This window comes from uncultured Sphingosinicella sp. (assembly GCF_963974575.1).
Taxonomy (GTDB): domain Bacteria; phylum Pseudomonadota; class Alphaproteobacteria; order Sphingomonadales; family Sphingomonadaceae; genus Sphingosinicella.
Genome location: NZ_CAXBBQ010000013.1, coordinates 1 through 19,206, shown reverse-complemented (window position 1 = coordinate 19,206; position 19,206 = coordinate 1). Strand labels below are relative to the sequence as shown.

The following is a 19,206-nucleotide window of genomic DNA, read 5'->3' as shown; positions in this document are numbered from 1 at the left end:
GCCTTGGGGCATGATCGACGAAGACTTCGAATCGCTCCATCAGGAGCTTTCCGACAAGCTGGAGGATATCCAGCTGCTTCTGCTTGCCGGAAGCCACAGCGAGGTGCGGCGCCAGCTGCATTCGCTGAAGGGTCTCGCGAAGGCGTTCGGCTTCAACGATTTCGCGGCCGAAGTTCACGCGGCCGAGGAAACGCTGGCGACCGTCACCACGCTCCAGCCGCGCATCGATCGCATGTTCCGCCTGCTCGACGCGGCGTAAGACCTACCGTTTCCGTCGCACCTTGCCCGCGGCCCTTGGCAGCGGCGGCCGCCCTTTGCGCGGCGGCGGTCGATTTCCGGCCCGGGGCGCCGGCCCATCGGGAAACTCGAAGCGCAGCGCACCGCTGATCGGGTTCGCGTCGGCCAGCCGCAGCTCCAGCCGCTGCCCTACGTGGTATGTCACCCCCGTCGTCAGCCCCTCGATCGTCTTCGTCGACTCGTCGAAGTGGAAGCGCTCCGCGCCCAGCATCGACATCGGAATGAGCCCGTCGCCGCCCACACCCTCGACGCTCGCGAACAGCCCGAAGCGCGTCACCCCACTGATCCGCGTCCGCACGATCTGCCCCACATGTTGCGCGAGATAGGCCGCAACGTATCGGTCGATCGTGTTGCGCTCCGCCTCCATCGCCCGCCGCTCGGTCATAGAGATATGCTCGGCGGTGCGGGGCAGGGCGCGCATTTCCTCGTCGGTGAGCCCGCCCTCGCCGAGCTTGTACGCCCGCACCAGCGCGCGGTGGACCAGCGTGTCCGAATAGCGCCGGATCGGCGAGGTGAAATGCGCATAGCTGCCAAGCGCGAGCCCGAAGTGGCCGAGGTTGTCGGTGCCGTAAAACGCTTGCGCCTGGCTGCGCAGCACCTGCTCGGAAACCTGTTCGAGCAGCGCCGGCTCGGTGATCCGCGCGAGCAGCCGGTTGAACGTCGTCGGTGTCACCACCTGCCCGAGCGAGAAGCTGAGGCCCAGCGACTTCACATAATCGGACAGCGAGACCAATTTCTCGCGGCTCGGCCGCTCGTGGGTGCGGTACACCACCGGCGATGCCTTCGCCTCCAGCGCCTTTGCCGCCGCGACGTTCGCCGCGATCATGAAGTCCTCGATCAGCTGATGCGCCGGCAAGTGTTCGCGCACGCGGATTTCCGCGATCCGGCCCTTCTCGTCCAGAATGACGCGCCGTTCCGGCATGTTGAGCGCCAGCGGATCGCGCCTGTCACGCGCGGCCTTGAGCGCGGTCCACGCCGCCCACAGCGGTTTCAGCACGCCTTCCGTCAGCGCGTGCTCGATCTTCCCGTCGATCGCCTCCTGCACCGTCTCGTAGGCAAGGTTCGCAACGCCGTGCATCACCGCCCGCGTGAAGCGCCAGTCTTTCAACGTGCCGTCGCTCGCGATCGTCAGGTGGCAGGCGAGCACCGCCTTGTCTTCGTTCGCGTTCAGCGAGCACGCATCGGTCGAGAGCGCCTCGGGCAGCATCGGCACGACCTGATCGGGGAAGTAGACGCTGTTCCCCCGTTCGCGCGCCTCGCGGTCGATCGCGGTGCCGGGGCGCACGTAGAAGCTGACGTCGGCGATCGCGACGATCGCCTTGAAGCCGCCCGGATTGCCGGGGTCGTCGTCCGCCGCCGCCCACACCGCGTCGTCATGGTCGCGTGCGTCGGCGGGGTCGATGGTGAGCAGCGGCAGGTCGCGTAGGTCTTCGCGGGGCCCCAGCGGCAGTTTCGCGGCCTTTTCCGCTTCGGCGAGCGCTTCGTCGGAAAACGTGTGCGGAATGCCTTTTTCGTGGATCGCGATCAGCGAGAAGCTACGCGGCGCCATCGGATCGCCGAGCCGCTGCACGACGCGGCCGCTCGCCCGCGTCCCGCGCCCCGATTGCTCGGCGAGCACGAGGTCGCCCGCGTCCGCCTCGCCGACGTCGGTGATCTTCAGGTCGAAGCGCAGTTTCTTGTCGGTCGGCACGAGGAACCAGCCGGAGGCATCGCGCCGCAGCACGCCGAGCAGTGCGTCTTCGGAAGACGCGCCGATCTTCTTCATCACATGCGCGAGGTGCCCGCGCCCGGTCTCCTCGATGCGCGCGAGAATGCGGTCGCCAACCGCCAGCGCCGCGCGCTTCCGTCCCTCGACGACACGCACCTTCGGCGCGGGCGTGTCGTTCGCCCAGCTTTCCGGCACCGCCACCGCGCGTCCGCCCTCGATGCCGACGATCTTCAGCACCGTCACCTTCGGCAGCCCGCCGCCTTTGTGGAAGGCGCGGCCGGGCCCGCTGTCGAGCAGGCCCTCGTTCGCCATGTCCTTCAGCATCGCCTTCAGCAGGATCTTGTCCTGCGCGGTCAGCCCGAACGCCTTGGCGATCTCGCGCTTGCCGACGGGGGAGGAGGACTCCGCGACGAAGCTCAGGATCTGTTCGCGGGTGGGGAGGCCGGGGGTGGGTCGTTTCGCCATTCCCACCCATGTCGGGCGTTCGGCGCTTGGCGGCAAGCCCCTACTGTTCCGAAAGCTTCATCAAGACCAGCCCGCCGACGATCAGCCCGGCCGCGAGCACCCGCGTCGGGCTGACACTCTCGCCGAGCACCGCGACGCCCACAAGAAACGCGCCCACCGCGCCGATCCCCGTCCAAACCGTATAGGCCGTGCCGAGCGGCAGCGATTTCATCGAGATCGAAAGCAGCGCGAAACTCGCGATCATAGCGATGATGGTGACGACGCTTGGCGCAAGCCGCGTGAACCCTTCGGACTGCTTCATCGAAAAGGCCCAGACGACCTCCAGCAACCCCGCGATTCCAAGATACACCCAGGCCATGACGGCGCTCCTCTTCAAAAGAGCCGGGCCGTCCCGGACTTCTACCCATGAAGGGGGAGGACGTGGCCTCGCGGGGTTTATTTGGCGAGCGGCGAGGGGAGGGTCAAGCCGCACATTCTCCGCGCCGGCGAAACGGCACTACCGCAACCGCGTGATGCTGAGCCCGTCCGCCTTGGCGCGGTCCTTCACCGATTCCTCGCTGCGGGTCAGGGCCTTGGAGATGGCTTTCAGCGCCATGCCCTTCTTCGCCAGCGTGTGCAGCTTGTCGATCTCGGCGGCGGTCCAAGGCTGCTTGTGGCGTTCGAATCGCTCAGCCATCGCCGCTACTTCGCCGCCTTTTTCTTTGCAGGGGCTTTTTTCGCGGGAGCCTTCTTTGCCGCCGGTTTCTTCGCCGCTCCGCTCTTCGCAGGCGCTTTCTTCCGTCCCTTGCCCTTCGCCGGCCCCTTGGCGGCCTTCTCGTCGATCATCGTCGCGGCGGCTTCCAGCGTGAGTGCCTGCGGGTCGGTGCCCTTGGGCAGCGTCGCGTTGGTGGTGCCGTCGGTCACATAGGCGCCGTAGCGGCCGTCCATCACCTTCAGCGTCGCGCCCGATGTCGGGTGTGCGCCGAGTTCCTTCAGCGCGGCGGGCGCCTTGCGTTCGAAGCCCTTCTTCTGCTCGGCGAGCTTCACGACGGCGGCGTTCATGCCGATTTCGAAGACCTCCGCGGTGGAGGTGAGCCGCGCATATTTGCCGTCATGCGCAAGATACGGCCCGTAGCGGCCGATCGAGGCGGTGATCGGCGTCCCCGTTTCCGGGTGCGTGCCCACTTCGCGCGGCAGCGCGAGCAGCTTCACTGCCATGTCGAGCTCGATCGTGGCGGAGTCCACATCCTTGGGGATCGAGGCGCGCGGCGGTTTCTCGCCGTCTGCGCCTTCGCCGCGCTGGATGAAGAGGCCGAAGCGGCCCGAACGGATGGTGACAGGTTCGCCCGCGTCCTCGCCGAGCAGGCGCGGCTGGTCGCCGCCTTCGCCCGTGCCGTTGCCGTTCCCGTTCTCGCTCGCGAACGGCCGCGTGAAGCGGCACTCGGGATAGTTGGAGCAACCGACGAAGGCGCCGAACTTGCCCGTCTTCAGGCTCAGCCGTCCATTGCCGCACACCGGGCAGACACGCGGGTCCTTGCCGTCGCCGGTATCCGGGAACAGCAGCGGCGCAAGGAATTCGTCGAGCGCCGTCGTCACCTCGGAGGGTTTCAGCTCCAGGATTTCGGCGGTCTTCGGCTGGAAGTCCTTCCAGAAGGCGTGCAGCACCGCCGTCCAGTCGATGCTCCCGGCGGAGATCTCGTCGAGCTGTTCCTCAAGCCCCGCCGTGAAGTCATAGCTCACATAGCGTTCGAAGAAGCGTTCGAGGAAGGCGGTGACAAGCCGGCCTTTCTCTTCGGGATGGAAGCGCTTCTGCTCGATGCGCACATAGGCGCGGTCCTTCAGAACCTGCAGGATCGAGGCGTAGGTGGAGGGGCGCCCGATGCCGAGCTCCTCCATCTTCTTCACAAGGCTCGCTTCGGAATAGCGCGGGGGCGGCTCGGTGAAGTGCTGGTCGGCGTGTGCGCCCTGAATCGCGGGCGTGTCACCCTTTTCGATCTTGGGCAGGCGCTTGCCGTCGTCGCCCTCTTCGTCGTCGGGATCGTCAGCGGTTTCCTGATAAAGCGCGAGGAAGCCGGGGAAGATCGTCACCTGGCCCGTGGCGCGCAGATCGGCGCGGCCGTTCTTGTCCTTCAGGTCCACGGTCGTGCGTTCAAGGTTCGCGGCGGCCATCTGGCTTGCCAGCGTGCGCTTCCAGACCAGTTCGTAAAGCCGGGCCTCGTCGCCCGAAAGCCCGGCCTTCGCGGGGCGGCGGCGCATGTCCACGGGGCGGATCGCCTCGTGCGCTTCCTGCGCGTTCTTCGCCTTGGTCGTGTAGAAGCGCGGCTTTTCGGGCAGGTGACGTCCCGAAAAATCCTCGGCGATCACGTCGCGCGCGGCGGCGATGGCTTCGGGCGCCATGTCGACGCCGTCCGTCCGCATGTAGGTGATGAGTCCGCTTTCATACAGCGTCTGCGCGGTACGCATCGTCTGCGTCGCGGAAAGTCCCAGTTTGCGCGCGGCTTCCTGTTGCAGTGTCGAGGTCGTGAAGGGCGGGGCGGGGTTCCGCGACACCGGCTTCTTCTCGACCGACGCGACGACATAATCGCCCGCCGCCACGTCGGCGCGCGCTTCGTTCGCCAGCGCCGAGTTGTTGAGTGAGAACTTGTCGAGCTTTTTGCCCTGCCAGTGCGTCAGCCGCGCCGTGAAGTTCTGCCCGGCCGACGTCTGGAACTGGCCGTCTACCGTCCAGTATTCGCGCGTCCGGAATGCTTCGATCTCACGCTCGCGCTCCACCACGAGCCGCAGCGCCACCGATTGCACGCGCCCCGCCGATTTCGCGCCCGGCAGCTTGCGCCACAGCACGGGGGAAAGCGTGAAGCCCACGAGATAGTCGAGCGCGCGGCGTGCCCGGTAGGCGTCGATCAGCGGCGCGTCGAGCTCGCGTGGGTTCGCCATCGCCTGCGTCACGGCGGTCTTGGTGATCTGGTTGAAGGTCACGCGCTGCACCTTCGCGGGCAGCGCCTTCTTCGCCTTCAGATGCTCGTAAAGGTGCCAGCTGATCGCCTCGCCCTCGCGATCAGGGTCGGTGGCGAGGATCAGCGTGTCGGCCGTCTTCGCGCTTTCGGCGATCTCTTTCAGCTGGCGCGACCGATCGGCGGAAACCTCCCACTTCATGCTGAAGTCGTGGTCGGGATCGACCGACCCGTCCTTCGGCGGCAAGTCGCGGACATGACCGTAGGAGGCCAGGACCTTGTAGTCCGAACCCAGATATTTGTTGATCGTCTTAGCCTTCGCCGGAGATTCGACGATCACGAGTTGCATACGAAGACCCTCACCGACCTCAATGGGTGGGGGGCCTTACAGTGCTTTGCCGGGACGCTGCAAGTGCGGCGGCGGAAGAAACTCCGCGATCACCCCGGAAGGGCGGCAGAGTTTCGCGCGGTTTCCGTCGATCACCACGGGCCGGTTGATGAGGATCGGGTTCTCGTGCATCGCGGTGATGATGTGCTCTTCGGAAACGCCGGGTTCCAGCAGCCCCATCTCCTTGGCGAGCGGCTCCTTGGCACGCAGCAGCTCGTGCGCCGCCATGCCCGATTTCCGCAGCACGTCCTCGATTTCCGGGCGGCTCGGCACGTCCTCCAGGTACTCGCGAAGGTCGAACGGGATGGCGTGCTCGGTCAGATAGTCGCGCACATTGCGGGCCGTTCCGCAGCGGGGATTGTACCAGACGATAACGCGCATCATGCCTCCACTTACCTCAGATTTCACCGGCCCATATACCAGGCCTGCGATCATACCATAAAAGTTCGCGTTCGAGTTCATAGGCGAGCGCAAGCAGCCTTGCCTCGCCCCCCGGCGCCGTCGCGAACTGGATGCCGATGGGGATGCCATCCTTCGATTCGCCGATCGGCAGCGCGATCGAAGGGACGCCCGCCACGTTCTCCACGCCGGTGAAGCCTGCATAGGCGATCAGCCGTTCGCGCTGTTCGGGCCACGGGATCGTCGGCGCGATGTATCCGATAGGCGCAGCAGGCTGGCCCAGCACCGGCGTCACGTAGATGTCGATGTCCTTGAACTGTGCGCGGTACGAAGCCATCGCTTCGTCGAGCGCTGCCGTGGAGACCTGCATCTGCTCGGGCGTATAGGTTGCGGCCTGCGCCGCCATCGTCAGCGTCAGCGGCTCCAGCAGCGTTGAAGGGTCGACCCCCGGCGCCATCTTGGTGATCTCGGCGACGACCTGTCCCGCGCCCGATTCCCAAAGTGCCATGAAGGCGGGGATCACCACGTCACCCTTGTAGGGTGCCGGCACGTCCTTCACCTTGTGGCCGAGCTTCTGAAGCAGTGCGGAGGCCTCGCCGAACACGCGCTGAACCTCTTCATGCGGCAGCCCGCCCGACGGGTGGTTGAGCCGAAGCCCAACGCGCAGCCGGTCCTTCGATGGGCCCGTGACGAGCGGCGCTTCGGGAAAGGCCGCGCCTTCGCCCTTCGCCTGCGTCGCATGGAACCACGCCGCCGTATCGCGCACGGTGCGCGATACGCAGCCCTCGACGCCAAGGTGCGTCGCCATGTCCGGAGAGGCCGCATCGCCCGCCATCCGCCGCCGCGAGGGCTTCAGGCCCACAAGCCCGCAGCAGCTCGCCGGGATGCGGATCGATCCGCCGCCGTCGTTGGCGTGCGCCACCGGCACCACGCCCGCCGCAACTGCTGCCGCGCTGCCGCCCGAAGAGCCGCCCGTCGAATGGTCGAGGTTCCAGGGATTGCGCGTCACGCCCGTCAGCAGCGGTTCGGTCGTCGCGGTGATGCCGAATTCGGGCAGCGTCGAGCGGCCGACGGAAACGAAGCCCGCCGCCTCGATTGCCGCCGGATAGGCGTCGGTGTTGTCCGCGACCGTTCCGGCAAGCGCGCGGCTGCCCTGCGTGTAGGGCAGGCCTGCCTGATGCACATTGTCCTTGATCAGCGTCGGCACGCCCGCGAGCGGGCCTTTCACACCGTTTGCCGCCATTTCGCGGGCACGCTCGAAATTCGGAAACTTCACGGCGTTGATCTTGCCGTTCACGCTTTCGAGCCGTTTGATCGCGGTCTCGACAAGCGCGGCGGGTTGCGTCTTGCCCTCGCTTACGGCCTTCGCTTGCGAAACGGCGTCAGTCCAGTTGCTGGACGGCGCCTTGGCCGACGTCGTCTGGCGACATGCGGAAAGCGCGGCAAGCGCCGCACCCGTTCCCAGAAAACCGCGGCGTGAAATAAAGGCCATACAAAACCTCCCCCCGAATCAGACGGCTGACTGTCTCAGCCGCCGCGCCGGTATGCAATCTGGCAGATTGAGAGGGTGGTCGCTCAGCCCTCGCGCCGCTTCTCCAGCCAGTTTTCCAGCCACTTGATCGTGTAGTCGCCGTTCTGGAACTCGGGGTCTTCGATCAGCGCCTGGTGCAGCCGGATCGTCGTTTTGGGGCCGGAGATGATGTATTCCTCCAGCGCGCGCCGCAGGCGCATCAGGCAGTCGTTGCGGCCCGAACCATAGACGATCAGCTTGGAGATCAGGCTGTCGTAGTTCGAAGGGATGCGGTAGCCGTCGTAGAGCGCGCTGTCGACGCGCACGTGCAGCCCGCCCGGTGCATGATAGTGCTCCACCTTGCCGGGCGAGGGCGCGAACGTCGCCGGGTCTTCGGCGTTGATGCGGCACTCGATGGCATGGCCCGCGAAGCGGATGTCTTCCTGTTTCACCGAAAGCGGCAGCCCCGCCGCCACGCGGATCTGCTCGCGCACGAGGTCGATGCCGGTGATCATCTCGGTGACCGGATGCTCCACCTGCAGGCGCGTGTTCATCTCGATGAAGTAGAAGCGGCCGTCCTCGTACAGGAACTCGATCGTCCCCGCGCCGCGATAGCCGAGGCCCGCGATGGCCTTGCGTACGATCTCGCCCATTTCCGCGCGCTGCGCCGCGTTGAGCGCGGGCGAGGGGGCCTCTTCCAGCACCTTCTGGTGGCGCCGCTGCAGCGAGCAGTCGCGCTCGCCGAGGTGGATGGCATTGCCCTGCGTGTCGCCGAACACCTGAAACTCGATATGGCGCGGATTGCCGAGGTACTTTTCAAGGTACACGGTGTCGTCGCCGAACGCGGCCTTCGCTTCGGCGCGCGCCTGCGCGATCAGCGTGCCGAGCTTTTCAGGGCTGTCCACGACCTTCATGCCGCGCCCGCCGCCGCCCGACGCGGCCTTCACGAGCACGGGATAGCCGATCTCGAACGCCACCGTTTCGGCTTCCGAAAGGTCGGTGATCGGCCCGTCGCTGCCCGGCACGAGCGGCAGGCCGAGGCGCGCTGCGGTGCGCTTTGCCTCCACCTTGTCGCCCATCATGCGGATGTGCTCGGGGCTCGGCCCGATCCAGCCGATCTGGTGCTCTTCCACGATCTCGGCGAAGCGCGCGTTCTCGGAGAGGAAGCCGTATCCGGGGTGGATCGCGTCCGCCCCCGTGATCTCGGCCGCCGAAATGATCGCCGGGATGTTGAGGTACGATTCGGTCGCGCTCGGCGGCCCGATGCACACGGCCTGGTCGGCAAGGCGCACGTGCATGGCGTCGGAATCGGCGGTTGAATGGACGGCCACCGTCTTGATGCCCATTTCATGGCACGCGCGGTGGACGCGAAGCGCGATTTCGCCGCGGTTCGCGATGAGGATTTTGTCGAACATCGTTATTCGATGACCACCAGCGGCTGGTCGTATTCCACGGGCTGTTCGTTCGCCACGCAGATCTTCACGACCGTGCCGGATTTCGGCGCGACGATGGGGTTCATCACCTTCATCGCCTCGACGATCACCAGCGTGTCACCCGCCGAAACGCTGCTGCCTTCCTTGACGAACGGCGCGGCGCTCGGGTCGGAGGAGAGGTACACGGTGCCCACCATCGGCGATTTCACGACGCCGGGATGGGTCTTCAGATCACCTTCTGCCGGTGCCGGTGCCGCGGCGGCCACCGCTGCCGCAGGTGCTGCCGCAGTCATCACGGCGGCCGGCGCGGCGGCGACAACGTTGCTCACCTGCCGCGCGACGCGAATCCTGCGTCCTTCGTCCTCCACCTCGATCTCGGTGAGGCCGGTTTCATCCAGCAATTCTGCGAGCTGGCGCACCAGCTTGGTATCGACGTTCATGCCCGTCTTGCCATTGGTCACGTGTTTGCGTCCCCGATGTTGTTGTTCTGTAAGGTCTTAAAGCTTTGCGGCGGCGTCCAGCGCCAGCGCATATCCGTGGATGCCGAAGCCCGTGATCGATCCCTTCGCGACCGGCGCCACATGGCTCAGGTGGCGGAAGCTCTCACGGGCGTGAGGGTTTGAAATATGGACTTCGATGACCGGAACCGCAATCGCCTTGATGGCGTCGCGGATTGCGATCGACGTGTGCGTATAGGCACCCGCGTTCAGGATCACCGCCTTGGCATTGCGCGAAGCCGCCTCGTGAAGCCAGTCGACGAGGTGCCCTTCGTGGTTCGATTGGCGCACGTCGACTTCAAGGCCGAGCCCTTTGGCGCGGTCTTCCAGCATCACCGCCACGTCATCGAGCGTGTCGGCGCCGTAAATCTCCGGCTCGCGCGTGCCGAGCAGGTTGAGGTTCGGTCCGTTGAGGACCAGCACCAGTGGCGATTTTGCCATTCGAAACCCCTTTGTCCCCCAATGCTCCCGAGCACTGGCCTAGGACGAAAGCGGCCCTTATATGGACGCTCCGCGCCACAGGGAAGCCTGAGAAGAACAAGGACCGATGACCATCAGCATCACCGTGAACGGCGAACCGCGCCGCATTGCCTCCGGCGCCAGCATCGCGGCGCTCGTCACCGACCTCGATCTCGATCCGAAGGCCGTGGCCGTTGAGCGGAACCTCGAAATCGTCCCGAAGTCCGCCTATGCCGAGGTTGCACTCGCGGAAGGCGATCGGCTGGAGATCGTGCATTTTGTCGGCGGAGGCAGCGAGGATGACGGCTGGGAAGTCGCCGGCCGCCGCTTCACCTCGCGGCTCATCGTCGGCACCGGCAAATACAAGGATTATGCGGTGAACGCCGCCGCGGTCGAAGCCTCGGGCGCCGAGATCGTCACCGTCGCCGTGCGCCGCGTGAACCTCACGGATCGCTCGCAGCCGCTGCTCACCGATTATGTCGATCCCAAGCGCTACACCTATCTGCCCAACACTGCGGGCTGCTTCACGGCGGATGAGGCGATGCGCACGCTGCGCCTCGCGCGTGAAGCGGGCGGCTGGAACCTCGTGAAGCTCGAAGTCCTGGGCGAGGCGAAGACGCTTTATCCCGACATGGAGCAGACGCTGCGCGCCACGAAGGAACTCGTGAACGACGGTTTTGACGTCATGGTCTACTGCGCGGACGATCCCATCGCCGCGAAGAAGCTTGAAGATGCGGGCGCCGCCGCGATCATGCCGCTCGGCGCGCCGATCGGCTCGGGCCTCGGCATCCAGAACCCGGTGATGATCCGGCTCATCGTCGAGCAGGCGAAGGTGCCCGTGCTCGTCGACGCGGGGGTCGGCTGCGCGTCGGATGCGGCGGTCGCGATGGAGCTTGGCTGCGACGGCGTGCTCATGAACACCGCCATCGCCGAGGCGAAAGAACCGGTGATGATGGCAGGCGCGATGCGCCGCGCCGTGGAGGCCGGGCGGCTCTCCTACCGCGCGGGTCGGATGCAGCGGCGGCTCTATGCTGATCCGTCGAGTCCGCTCGGCGGCCTGATCTGACGCTTGCGACGAGCCGCGGAACCCTGCGGGGCTCCCGAGCATTCTCCTGATGTGCGTACCCCCCGGCGCACAGGCAATTTCAGGAGTAAAATCATGGGCGAACTCAAGGATCGCGCAAAAGGCCTCGGCAACGAGGCCGCCGGCAACATTAAGCAGGCGGCCGGCAAGGCCACCAACAATCCGCGTCTCGAAGCCGAAGGCATTGCGCAGGAGCGCAAAGGCGAGGTCCAGAACGCGAAAGGCAAGGTGAAGGGCGCCCTCGGCGACCGCATCTGACGCCTTGTGCGTGAGGGAGGCGGCCGGGTCCCTTCGGGCCCGGCCGTTTTCTTTTTGCCCCCCCCTCTCCCTTGATGGGAGAGGTACGAAACCTTGGGCCGCAGGCCTTAGGCGAAGTGGGTGAGGATGGCAGAGCTCAAAGCCGCGCCATCGTCAGCCAGTCCTTCTTCCCCATCCACGCCTTCGCGAACGCCGCCCGCGTCGCCGTCGCGCCCGCCGCGTCGCCCGTCCGCGCCTGCGTCTCGCCGAGACCCCACAGCGCCCAGGCATTCCCCGGATACTGCACGAGAGCCTTCTGGAAGGCGGCTTCCGCGCCCTTGTAGTCGCCCGCCATGTAGAGCGCGCCGCCCAGCGACTGATTGACCGGATAGTACCAGTAGGGCGGCTCGGTGTAATTCACCCGCGTCTCGGCTTCCGCGCCCTTGCGGTAGAACGCGACCGCCTCCTTGTAGCGCTTCTTCGCCATCGCCTGCCGCCCGAGCGCGACATTCTCCGCGACCTCCAGCAGCGCCGGCACCGGCACCAGCCCGTCGGTCAGCGGCTTCCAGTCGGTCGTGCGGCCGATTTCACGCATCGCATCAAGTTCGGCCTTGAAGCCCTTGTCATTCCTCAAATCTGCCTGCGCCACCGCACGCGCGTAGCGCCACATTGCCTGCACATAGTGCAGCCGCGCGTCCGGTGCCGGAAGCGCCATGATCTCCTTCGGTGTCGCGAAGTGCGCGTAGGCAAGATAAGGCGCCGCATCCACCGGCTGCACAAACGGGATCGTCGCGGTCACGTCGGGGTTCAGGATCTCGCGCAGCTTCGTCGCCTGCGCAACCGCCGTCTCCATGTCGCCCGCCATCTGCGCGGCGCTGACGATGAAGTGGACGTTGTGCGGATAATATCCGAACCGGTAGATGCCCGCGAGCGGCGAGGACTTGAGATAGTCCTCATCCACCTTCGCGGCATCGACATTGACGCGGATCGCATCGGCATAGCGCCCGACGCGGTAGAACAGGTGTCCCGGCATGTGGACGAGGTGGCCAGCCGCGGGCACCAGCGGCTTCGAAAGCCGGTCCGCTGCCGCTTCCGCCTGCGCGGGCCGCGCCGAGGCTTCGAGCAGGTGGATATAAAGATGCGCCGCCTGCGGGTGATACGGATCGCGCGCCATCACCTGCTCAACGAGCCGGATCGCGGGCACCATATGCGGGTAGGGGGTCAGCCCGCCCGGCTCCCAATAGTCCCACGGCGAGGACGTCATCGCGGATTCCGCCGCCAGCACACCGATGTCGTTATCCATCGGATAGTCCGCCGCCACCTTCATCATCGCGGCGGAAAACGCCTTGTCGAGGCCGCTGCGGTCGGCCGGCGCGTTCTCGGCGTAGCGTGTCTGCAGCGCCTCGATCAGCGCGCGCTCGCGCGGGCTCGCCTTGTCCTTCGCAGCCACGGCCTTCTGCAGCGCGGCCCATGTCGCCTCGTTGGTCGAAGGGTCCATCGGCGCGTTGACGTTGGAGCCGTGCGAAAAGGCCTCGCCCCAATAGCACATCGCGCAGTCGGGATCGCGGCGCGCGGCGGCGCGGAAGGCGCGGATCGCCTCCTGATGGTTGAAGCCGTACACCAGCGCCAGCCCCTGGTTGAAGAAGGCCTGCGCCTCGGGGTTCTTCGTGGTGATCGGGAAGTTGACGCTGCCCAGCCCCTCGTAGAGCGGCGGCTCGCTGTCGAACTGCGGCAGCGTGTTCGCCATCGCGTACTGGATGCGCTGCGGCAGCAGCGATCGCTTCTTGCCCTGTCCGCAGGCCTGGCTGAACGCGGTGGACGGGTTCAGCAGACGCAGCGCCTCGGGCGTCAGTTTTGCGGAGGCGGGGACGGCTGCGGGAATCGCGGCGAGCGCGGCAAGCGAGAAAACGGCGAGGGAAACGCGAGTGGACGTGCTCATGGCATATCTCCTGTCTGCGCGGGTTGCCCCGCACTGCTCTTCCTCGCGCTGCGGCGAATACAGGATTATGCGCGGCGGATCAATTCCGCCGCTGCCTTTCACGCGAGAATGGGTTCGAACTCACGCAACACATCAATGTAAAGCTGCCGTTTGAACGGCACGATCAACTCTGGAAGCGTAGCAGGTTTTGCCCATTTCCACTCGCTGAATTCCGGGTGCTCGGTTTCGATGTCGATATCGCTGTCCTTGCCGGTGAAGCGCATCACGAACCATTTCTGCCGCTGCCCGGCATAGCGGCCCTTCCAGATCTTGCCGATCAGCTCGTCGGGCAGGTCGTACCAGTGCCACCCCGTGCTCTCGGCGACGATCTCGGCCTTGGTCGTGCCGATCTCCTCGCCAAGCTCGCGCACTGCCGCCTCCACAGGCTCTTCGCCGGGGTCGATACCGCCCTGCGGCATCTGCCAGGCTTCGGCGATCATATCGAGCCGCTTCGCCACGAAGACATGCTTCTTCGGGTTCAAGAGCATGATCCCGACACAGGGGCGGTACGGGAGCCCGGAGGGGTGGACGCGTTCCTTCACTCGGCGGCGGCTTTCATCATGGTGAGGTCGGCGCCCGCCTCGTTGATGATGTCCCGCAGCACCGACAGGCACCCGGCGAGGTCGCCCTGCGCCGACGGGATCGCCTGCCGCAGCGTCAGGCTGCCGTGGACCTGGCCCTTGGCTTCGCGGAACACCGTCGGCACACCGCTCGCGATCAGCTTCGCGGCATAGGCGCGGCCCTGGTCGCGCAGCGGGTCGAGCCCGCAGGTGAAGACGAGCGCGGCAGGCTGGTTGTCGAGCGCGGGTGAATGCAGCGGCGATGCGCGCGGATCGGTATGGTCCGGGAGGTTCCCGATATAGTGGCGCATGAACCACGCCATGCTCTCGGCGGTCAGCAGGTAGCCGTCCGCGAAGTCCTCCATCGATCCGGTGTTCGCGGTCATGTCGACGCCCGGATAGATCAGCCACTGCGCGATGATCGGCACGGGCATCTTGCCTGCCAGTTCCTGCGCCACGATGGCCGCGAGGTTGCCGCCCGCGCTGTCGCCGGCCACGACGATGCTCGTCACGGCGTGGCCGATCTCCCGCGGCGAGGCCGCCGCCCAGCGCGTCGCGGCGATGCAGTCCTCGCCCGCCGCCGGAAAAGCGTGCTCGGGGGCGAGGCGGTAGTCGACCGAAATCACCGTGATATCGAGGCTGCGCGCGATCTCTGCGCAGAGGCCATCGTGTGTTTCGAGGTCGCCGACCACCCAGCCGCCGCCGTGGAAATACATGAGCACGCTCTGCGGTTCGCCGGCCGCCGCGCGCGGGCTGTAGAGACGCAGCGGAATGCGGTCGCCGTGCGGACCGTCGATGGCGAGGTCCTCCACCCGCGCGATCGCGCCGCGCGGCGCTTCGGCCACCTGCACCATCATGCCCATCATCTGGCGGGCCGCCCCGGGATCAAGCTCGTGCAGCTGTGGCCCCGGCTGTGCATTCAGCATGTCGAGGAACGCCTGCACGTCTGGACGAACGAATGCCATGTCTCGAATCTCCCTTTTGCGGATTTGCGCGGGATTATCGTGTGGCCCTGTGTCAGCGGCAAGTCACGCTTATCGCTAGTGTGCTGATCGCAGTGGTAAGCCGGCTTGTCAGCCTCACATAAAATCTACTTTGCGGGTACGGGCTCGCGGGCTTAGAGATTCCGGAGAACAAGCATACACAGTCCCGGGACCGCCAATGGCAACCAAGCTTAAAGACCCCATGCCCACAGAGGGCGCGGCGATCGCGCGCGACGCGGTCGTTGTTCGTTTCGCCGGAGACTCCGGCGATGGTATGCAGCTCACTGGCGGCCAGTTCACGCTGTCGAGCGCGCTCGCGGGCAACGATTTCGCGACCTTCCCGGATTTTCCGGCGGAAATCCGCGCGCCGCAGGGGACGACCTTCGGCGTCTCGGCGTTCCAGATCAACTTCGGCTCCACGGAGATCGACACGGCGGGCGACGCGCCCGACATCCTCGTCGCGATGAACCCTGCCGCGCTCAAGACGAACCTGTCGGCGCTCCGCCCCGGCGGGCTCATCATCGCGGACACCGGCGAGTTCGGCGCCCGCAACCTCAAGAAGGCGGGCTACGAGGTCGATCCGATCACGGACGGCAGCCTCGCCGCCTATCAGGTCGTGGCCTTCGACATTTCCGCCCGCACGATGGAGTCGGTCGCCGAATACGGCCTCGGCAACAAGGAGGCGCTGCGCTGCAAGAACATGTGGACGCTCGGCCTCGCGCTCTGGATGTTCGATCGTGATCGTCAGCCGCTCATCGACTGGCTGAATACCAAGTTCTCGAAGAACCCCGTCCTTGCGGACGCGAACATCGCCGCGCTGAACGCCGGCCACGCCTACGGCGAAACCGCCGAAATGGGCTCGTTCGCGCGCTACAAGGTGGAAGCCGCGCCCGCCGAAGCGGGCCTTTACCGCACCGTCACGGGCGCCGAAGCGCTCAGCCTCGGCCTCGTCGTCGGCGCGAACCTTGCGCATCTGCCGCTCTTCTTCGGCTCGTACCCGATCACGCCCGCCTCCTCGATCCTGCACACGCTCGCGCGTCTCAAGGAGTACGGCGTCACCACCTTCCAGGCTGAAGACGAGATCGCCGCGATCTGCGCCGCGATCGGCGCGTCTTATGCGGGCCAGCTCGGTATGACCTCGTCGTCCGGCCCCGGTATCGCCCTGAAAGGTGAAGCCCTCGGCCTCGCGATCATGACCGAACTGCCGCTCGTCATCGTGAACAGTCAGCGCGGCGGGCCTTCGACGGGCCTCCCCACGAAGACCGAACAGTCGGACCTCTATCAGGCCGTCTACGGCCGCAACGGTGACGCCCCGCTCGCGGTGATCGCCGCGCGTTCGCCCTCAGACGCGTTTGATGCCGCGATCGAGGCCTGCCGCATCGCCGTGCGCTACATGACGCCCGTGATGCTGCTGACGGATGGCTACATCGCCAACGCCGCCGAGCCGTGGAAAGTGCCGGATATCAGCACGTACGACGAGTTTCCTGTGACGTTCCATGAAGAACTGCCGCCCGAAGGCACGGAGTTGAACCCGTATGCCCGTGACGAAAAGCTCGCCCGCGTCTGGATCAAGCCCGGCACGCCCGGCCTGATGCACCGCATCGGCGGCATCGAGAAGAGCTTCAATTCGGGCCACATCGATTATGCGCCCGAAAACCACCAGAAGATGACCGACACGCGCAAGGCGAAGATCGACGGCATCGCGAACGACATTCCGGAGCAGGACGTCTGCCTCGGCGCGCCCGGTGAAAAGCTCGCCGTCGTCGGCTGGGGCTCGACCTTCGGCCCGATCCATCAGGCCGTGGGCCGTGCCCGCGCGAAGGGCGCGAGCGTCGCGCACATCCATATCCGCCACATCTGGCCGCTGCCGAGAAATCTCGGTGAACTTCTGAAGACTTACGACCGGATTCTCGTGCCCGAGATGAACACCGGCCAGCTGAAGACCGTGCTGCGCGATCAGTTCCTTGTGGACGCGAAACCGCTCAACAAGGTCTCCGGCCAGCCGTTCAAGATCGCCGAGATCGAGGCCGCTATCGAGGGAGCCCTCGCATGAACGTCCAGACCCCTTTGAAGCCCGCCGACTTCGCCACCGATCAGGAGGTGCGCTGGTGCCCCGGCTGCGGCGACTATGCGATCCTGAAGGGCGTGCAGCGCACGATGGCGGAGATCGGCGCACGGCCTGAAAACACCGTGTTCGTCAGCGGCATCGGCTGCTCGTCGCGCTTCCCGTACTACATGGCGACCTACGGCTTCCACACCATCCACGGCCGCGCGCCGGCGGTGGCGACAGGCGTGAAGCTCGCCAATCCGGAGCTTGACGTGTGGCTCGTCACAGGAGACGGCGACGGCCTCTCGATCGGCGGCAATCACCTGCTGCACCTGCTGCGCCGCAATCTCGATTGCCAGGTGCTTCTGTTCAACAACGAGATCTACGGCCTCACCAAGGGCCAGTATTCGCCCACCAGCCGCGTCGGCACACGCACGCCCACCTCGCCCTTCGGCTCGGTGGACCGCCCCGCGAGCCCCTGCGCCTTCGCGATCGGCGCCGGCGCCCGCTTCATCGCGCGCTGCATCGACACCGCGCAGAAGGAAATGCCCGGCATCCTGAAGCGCGCTCACGGGCACAAGGGCACGAGCTTCGTGGAGCTCTACCAGAACTGCATCGTCTACAACGACGCCGTGTTCGAAGCGTTCACCGCGAAGGCGAACGCCGCCGAAAGCCAGATCTGGCTGGAACACGGCAAGCCGATGCTGTTCGCGGGCGGCACGAAGGGCCTCACGCTCAACCGTCAGGATCTCCGCCTCGAAGTCGTCGAGGTCGCGGACGGAAACTGGGAAGCCGCGGGCGTCATCGTCCACGACGAAACCAACAAGGGTGTCGCGCAGATGCTGGTCGATATGCCGTTCCCCGGCTTCCCGATCGCGCTCGGCGTCATCTTCTGCTCGCCCGCGCCCAGCTACGAAAGCGCGCTCGGCGAACAGACGAAAACGCTGACCCAAGGCAAGATCGCCGACCTCTCCGCGCTGATCCGCAAGGGCCAGACGTGGGAAGTCGCCGAAAAGCGCGACTGAACCGAGCGGGCGGGGAGGGCAGGCCCGCATGGCCGAACTCATAAACCTCCGCCAAAGGCGCAAGGCAAAAGCCCGCGCCGAGGCGGAGGCCAAAGCCGCAGAGAACCGCCACCTCCACGGAAGAACGCTTGCCGAAAAGCGCGCAGTGAAGGGTGAGGCTGTGCGTCTGGAAAAGCACGTCGAGGTGCACAAGCGCGGGGATTAAAAGGGCGCGCTCTTGCGCTCGGCTTGAGCTGAATAATGTGAAGGAGGCAGTTAGTTGCGTTATGGACCTTCGATAAGAAGTTCCAAATTATCGCTGCTCTTAGCACAGATTTGTACCAACCCGTTTATCCCCTTGACGCATGTGCGGCTTTAGTACCGCTTTAGTGCGGATGATGGCGCTGTTCGCGTACTTGGGCTTGTCGTCGGGGCGTATAAACCGATATTACGCCGCAGGGGGTAGTCATGGCAGAAATCAAAAAGTGCCCGAAATGCGCCGAACAGATAAAGTTGGATGCGCTGGTTTGCCGTTTCTGCGGGCATACATTCGATGCGGATGATATTGAGGCCGCCCAGAAGGCGTTCTACAGGCGCAAAGCCAATCGTGGTCTTATAAAGGCCGCAGCCATACTCGGCGTTGGCTTCCTGCTCTATAAAGGCTGCTCAAGCTTACCCGACACGCTCGACAGTGGTCCACCGGATATGGCGTACGAAGCCCCCGAAATGGCGACACCTTACGCAGCGCCCGCGACATGGTCCTATAGCCGCTACGAAGATGATGTGACCGGGAAAGAGGTCCAGACAGCCGAGCTGAGAAGCCGCAATTACCATAACTTCGAGTTTCCTTACGAGGGCAACACCTACCTGACCATGACGGTTCGTCAGCATCCACGGTATGGCTTGGACGTGATCTTCCGTATTGACCGGGGACAGCTCAAATGCAGCAGCTATGACGGCTGCGACGGCATGATAAGCATAGACGGCAAGGCGGAGCGGCTTACGCTTAACGAGCCCGCCGACAGCTCGTCTGAATACGTTTTCGCGCGCTATGACGCCGCCATCCTCCGCAAGATCAAGAACGCAAAAACGATCGTCGTCGAGCTTCCAACGTTCCGCAATGGCAGTCCGTCGTGGACCTTCGATTCGCCCGGACTCGTATGGCCGATGCCTTAGGCCGCGTTGACAAAAGACTTCAGCCATAGGCGGACGGCGGCGAGGTTGAGG

19 protein-coding genes are annotated in these 19,206 nt (G+C 65.5%); 7 read left to right on the top strand and 12 right to left on the bottom strand.

What is annotated here, in order from left to right:
* Positions 1–10: 10 nt before the first annotated feature.
* On the top strand, positions 11–259 hold the full coding sequence (locus tag AAC014_RS17170) for an Hpt domain-containing protein (protein ID WP_339711011.1): 249 nt from the start codon (positions 11–13) through the stop codon (positions 257–259).
* A 3-nt stretch (positions 260–262) separates the two neighbouring features.
* On the opposite strand, the gene rnr is transcribed toward AAC014_RS17170, so the two are convergent.
* The 9 genes from rnr to aroQ form a co-directional block, all read right to left on the bottom strand.
* Positions 263–2,470, bottom strand: a complete 2,208-nt coding sequence (gene rnr, locus AAC014_RS17165) for a ribonuclease R (RefSeq protein WP_339711008.1) — start codon at positions 2,468–2,470, stop codon at positions 263–265.
* A 40-nt stretch (positions 2,471–2,510) separates the two neighbouring features.
* Entirely contained in the window at positions 2,511–2,828 is a 318-nt protein-coding gene (sugE, locus tag AAC014_RS17160; protein ID WP_339711006.1) for a quaternary ammonium compound efflux SMR transporter SugE, read from the bottom strand.
* Positions 2,829–2,966: 138 nt separating this feature from the next.
* Complete coding sequence (locus AAC014_RS17155) at positions 2,967–3,146, bottom strand: hypothetical protein (protein ID WP_339711003.1); 180 nt, start codon at positions 3,144–3,146, stop codon at positions 2,967–2,969.
* Between the two features lie 5 nt (positions 3,147–3,151).
* Positions 3,152–5,749 carry a type I DNA topoisomerase gene (gene topA / locus AAC014_RS17150; protein ID WP_339711001.1) on the bottom strand — a complete coding sequence of 866 codons (2,598 nt, stop codon included), beginning with the start codon at positions 5,747–5,749 and terminating at the stop codon, positions 3,152–3,154.
* 36 nt (positions 5,750–5,785) lie between these two features.
* The gene (locus AAC014_RS17145; protein WP_339710998.1) at positions 5,786–6,169 is read right to left on the bottom strand and encodes an ArsC/Spx/MgsR family protein; all 384 of its coding nucleotides are present in this window, start codon (positions 6,167–6,169) and stop codon (positions 5,786–5,788) included.
* A gap of 16 nt (positions 6,170–6,185) precedes the next feature.
* On the bottom strand, positions 6,186–7,679 hold the full coding sequence (locus tag AAC014_RS17140; protein WP_339710995.1) for an amidase: 1,494 nt from the start codon (positions 7,677–7,679) through the stop codon (positions 6,186–6,188).
* 83 nt (positions 7,680–7,762) lie between these two features.
* On the bottom strand, positions 7,763–9,112 hold the full coding sequence (accC, locus tag AAC014_RS17135; protein WP_339710992.1) for an acetyl-CoA carboxylase biotin carboxylase subunit: 1,350 nt from the start codon (positions 9,110–9,112) through the stop codon (positions 7,763–7,765).
* Positions 9,113–9,114: 2 nt separating this feature from the next.
* On the bottom strand, positions 9,115–9,570 hold the full coding sequence (accB, locus tag AAC014_RS17130; RefSeq protein WP_339711135.1) for an acetyl-CoA carboxylase biotin carboxyl carrier protein: 456 nt from the start codon (positions 9,568–9,570) through the stop codon (positions 9,115–9,117).
* A 57-nt stretch (positions 9,571–9,627) separates the two neighbouring features.
* A complete protein-coding gene (gene aroQ / locus AAC014_RS17125) occupies positions 9,628–10,068 on the bottom strand; it encodes a type II 3-dehydroquinate dehydratase (protein WP_339710990.1) in 441 nt (146 codons plus the stop codon).
* A 106-nt stretch (positions 10,069–10,174) separates the two neighbouring features.
* On the opposite strand from aroQ, the gene thiS reads away from it, so the two are divergent.
* Together thiS and AAC014_RS17115 are read left to right on the top strand one after the other, a co-directional pair.
* Complete coding sequence (gene thiS / locus AAC014_RS17120; protein WP_339710987.1) at positions 10,175–11,152, top strand: sulfur carrier protein ThiS; 978 nt, start codon at positions 10,175–10,177, stop codon at positions 11,150–11,152.
* A gap of 93 nt (positions 11,153–11,245) precedes the next feature.
* Entirely contained in the window at positions 11,246–11,428 is a 183-nt protein-coding gene (locus AAC014_RS17115) for a CsbD family protein (RefSeq protein ID WP_339710985.1), read from the top strand.
* A 136-nt stretch (positions 11,429–11,564) separates the two neighbouring features.
* Here AAC014_RS17115 and AAC014_RS17110 read toward each other — a convergent pair whose 3' ends face one another.
* The 3 genes from AAC014_RS17110 to AAC014_RS17100 form a co-directional block, all read right to left on the bottom strand.
* Positions 11,565–13,346 carry a tetratricopeptide repeat protein gene (locus AAC014_RS17110; RefSeq protein WP_339710982.1) on the bottom strand — a complete coding sequence of 594 codons (1,782 nt, stop codon included), beginning with the start codon at positions 13,344–13,346 and terminating at the stop codon, positions 11,565–11,567.
* 98 nt (positions 13,347–13,444) lie between these two features.
* Positions 13,445–13,927: an RNA pyrophosphohydrolase gene (locus AAC014_RS17105; RefSeq protein ID WP_339710980.1), complete on the bottom strand. Its 483-nt coding sequence runs from the start codon at positions 13,925–13,927 to the stop codon at positions 13,445–13,447.
* Positions 13,924–14,910 (bottom strand): alpha/beta hydrolase, encoded by a 987-nt coding sequence (locus tag AAC014_RS17100; RefSeq protein WP_339710978.1) that lies wholly within the window; start codon positions 14,908–14,910, stop codon positions 13,924–13,926. The genes AAC014_RS17105 and AAC014_RS17100 overlap by 4 nt, the downstream gene beginning before the upstream one ends.
* Positions 14,911–15,106: 196 nt before the next feature.
* Between AAC014_RS17100 and AAC014_RS17095 the strand changes: the two genes are divergently transcribed.
* The 4 genes from AAC014_RS17095 (at position 15,107) to AAC014_RS17080 (ending at position 19,155) form a co-directional block, all read left to right on the top strand.
* The gene (locus AAC014_RS17095) at positions 15,107–16,981 is read left to right on the top strand and encodes a 2-oxoacid:acceptor oxidoreductase subunit alpha (RefSeq protein ID WP_339710975.1); all 1,875 of its coding nucleotides are present in this window, start codon (positions 15,107–15,109) and stop codon (positions 16,979–16,981) included.
* On the top strand, positions 16,978–18,000 hold the full coding sequence (locus AAC014_RS17090) for a 2-oxoacid:ferredoxin oxidoreductase subunit beta (RefSeq protein WP_339710972.1): 1,023 nt from the start codon (positions 16,978–16,980) through the stop codon (positions 17,998–18,000). Before AAC014_RS17095 ends, AAC014_RS17090 begins: the two co-directional genes overlap by 4 nt.
* A 28-nt stretch (positions 18,001–18,028) precedes the next feature.
* Positions 18,029–18,205 (top strand): DUF4169 family protein, encoded by a 177-nt coding sequence (locus tag AAC014_RS17085; protein ID WP_339710969.1) that lies wholly within the window; start codon positions 18,029–18,031, stop codon positions 18,203–18,205.
* 242 nt (positions 18,206–18,447) lie between these two features.
* Complete coding sequence (locus AAC014_RS17080; RefSeq protein WP_339710966.1) at positions 18,448–19,155, top strand: zinc ribbon domain-containing protein; 708 nt, start codon at positions 18,448–18,450, stop codon at positions 19,153–19,155.
* Positions 19,156–19,206: the final 51 nt, after the last annotated feature.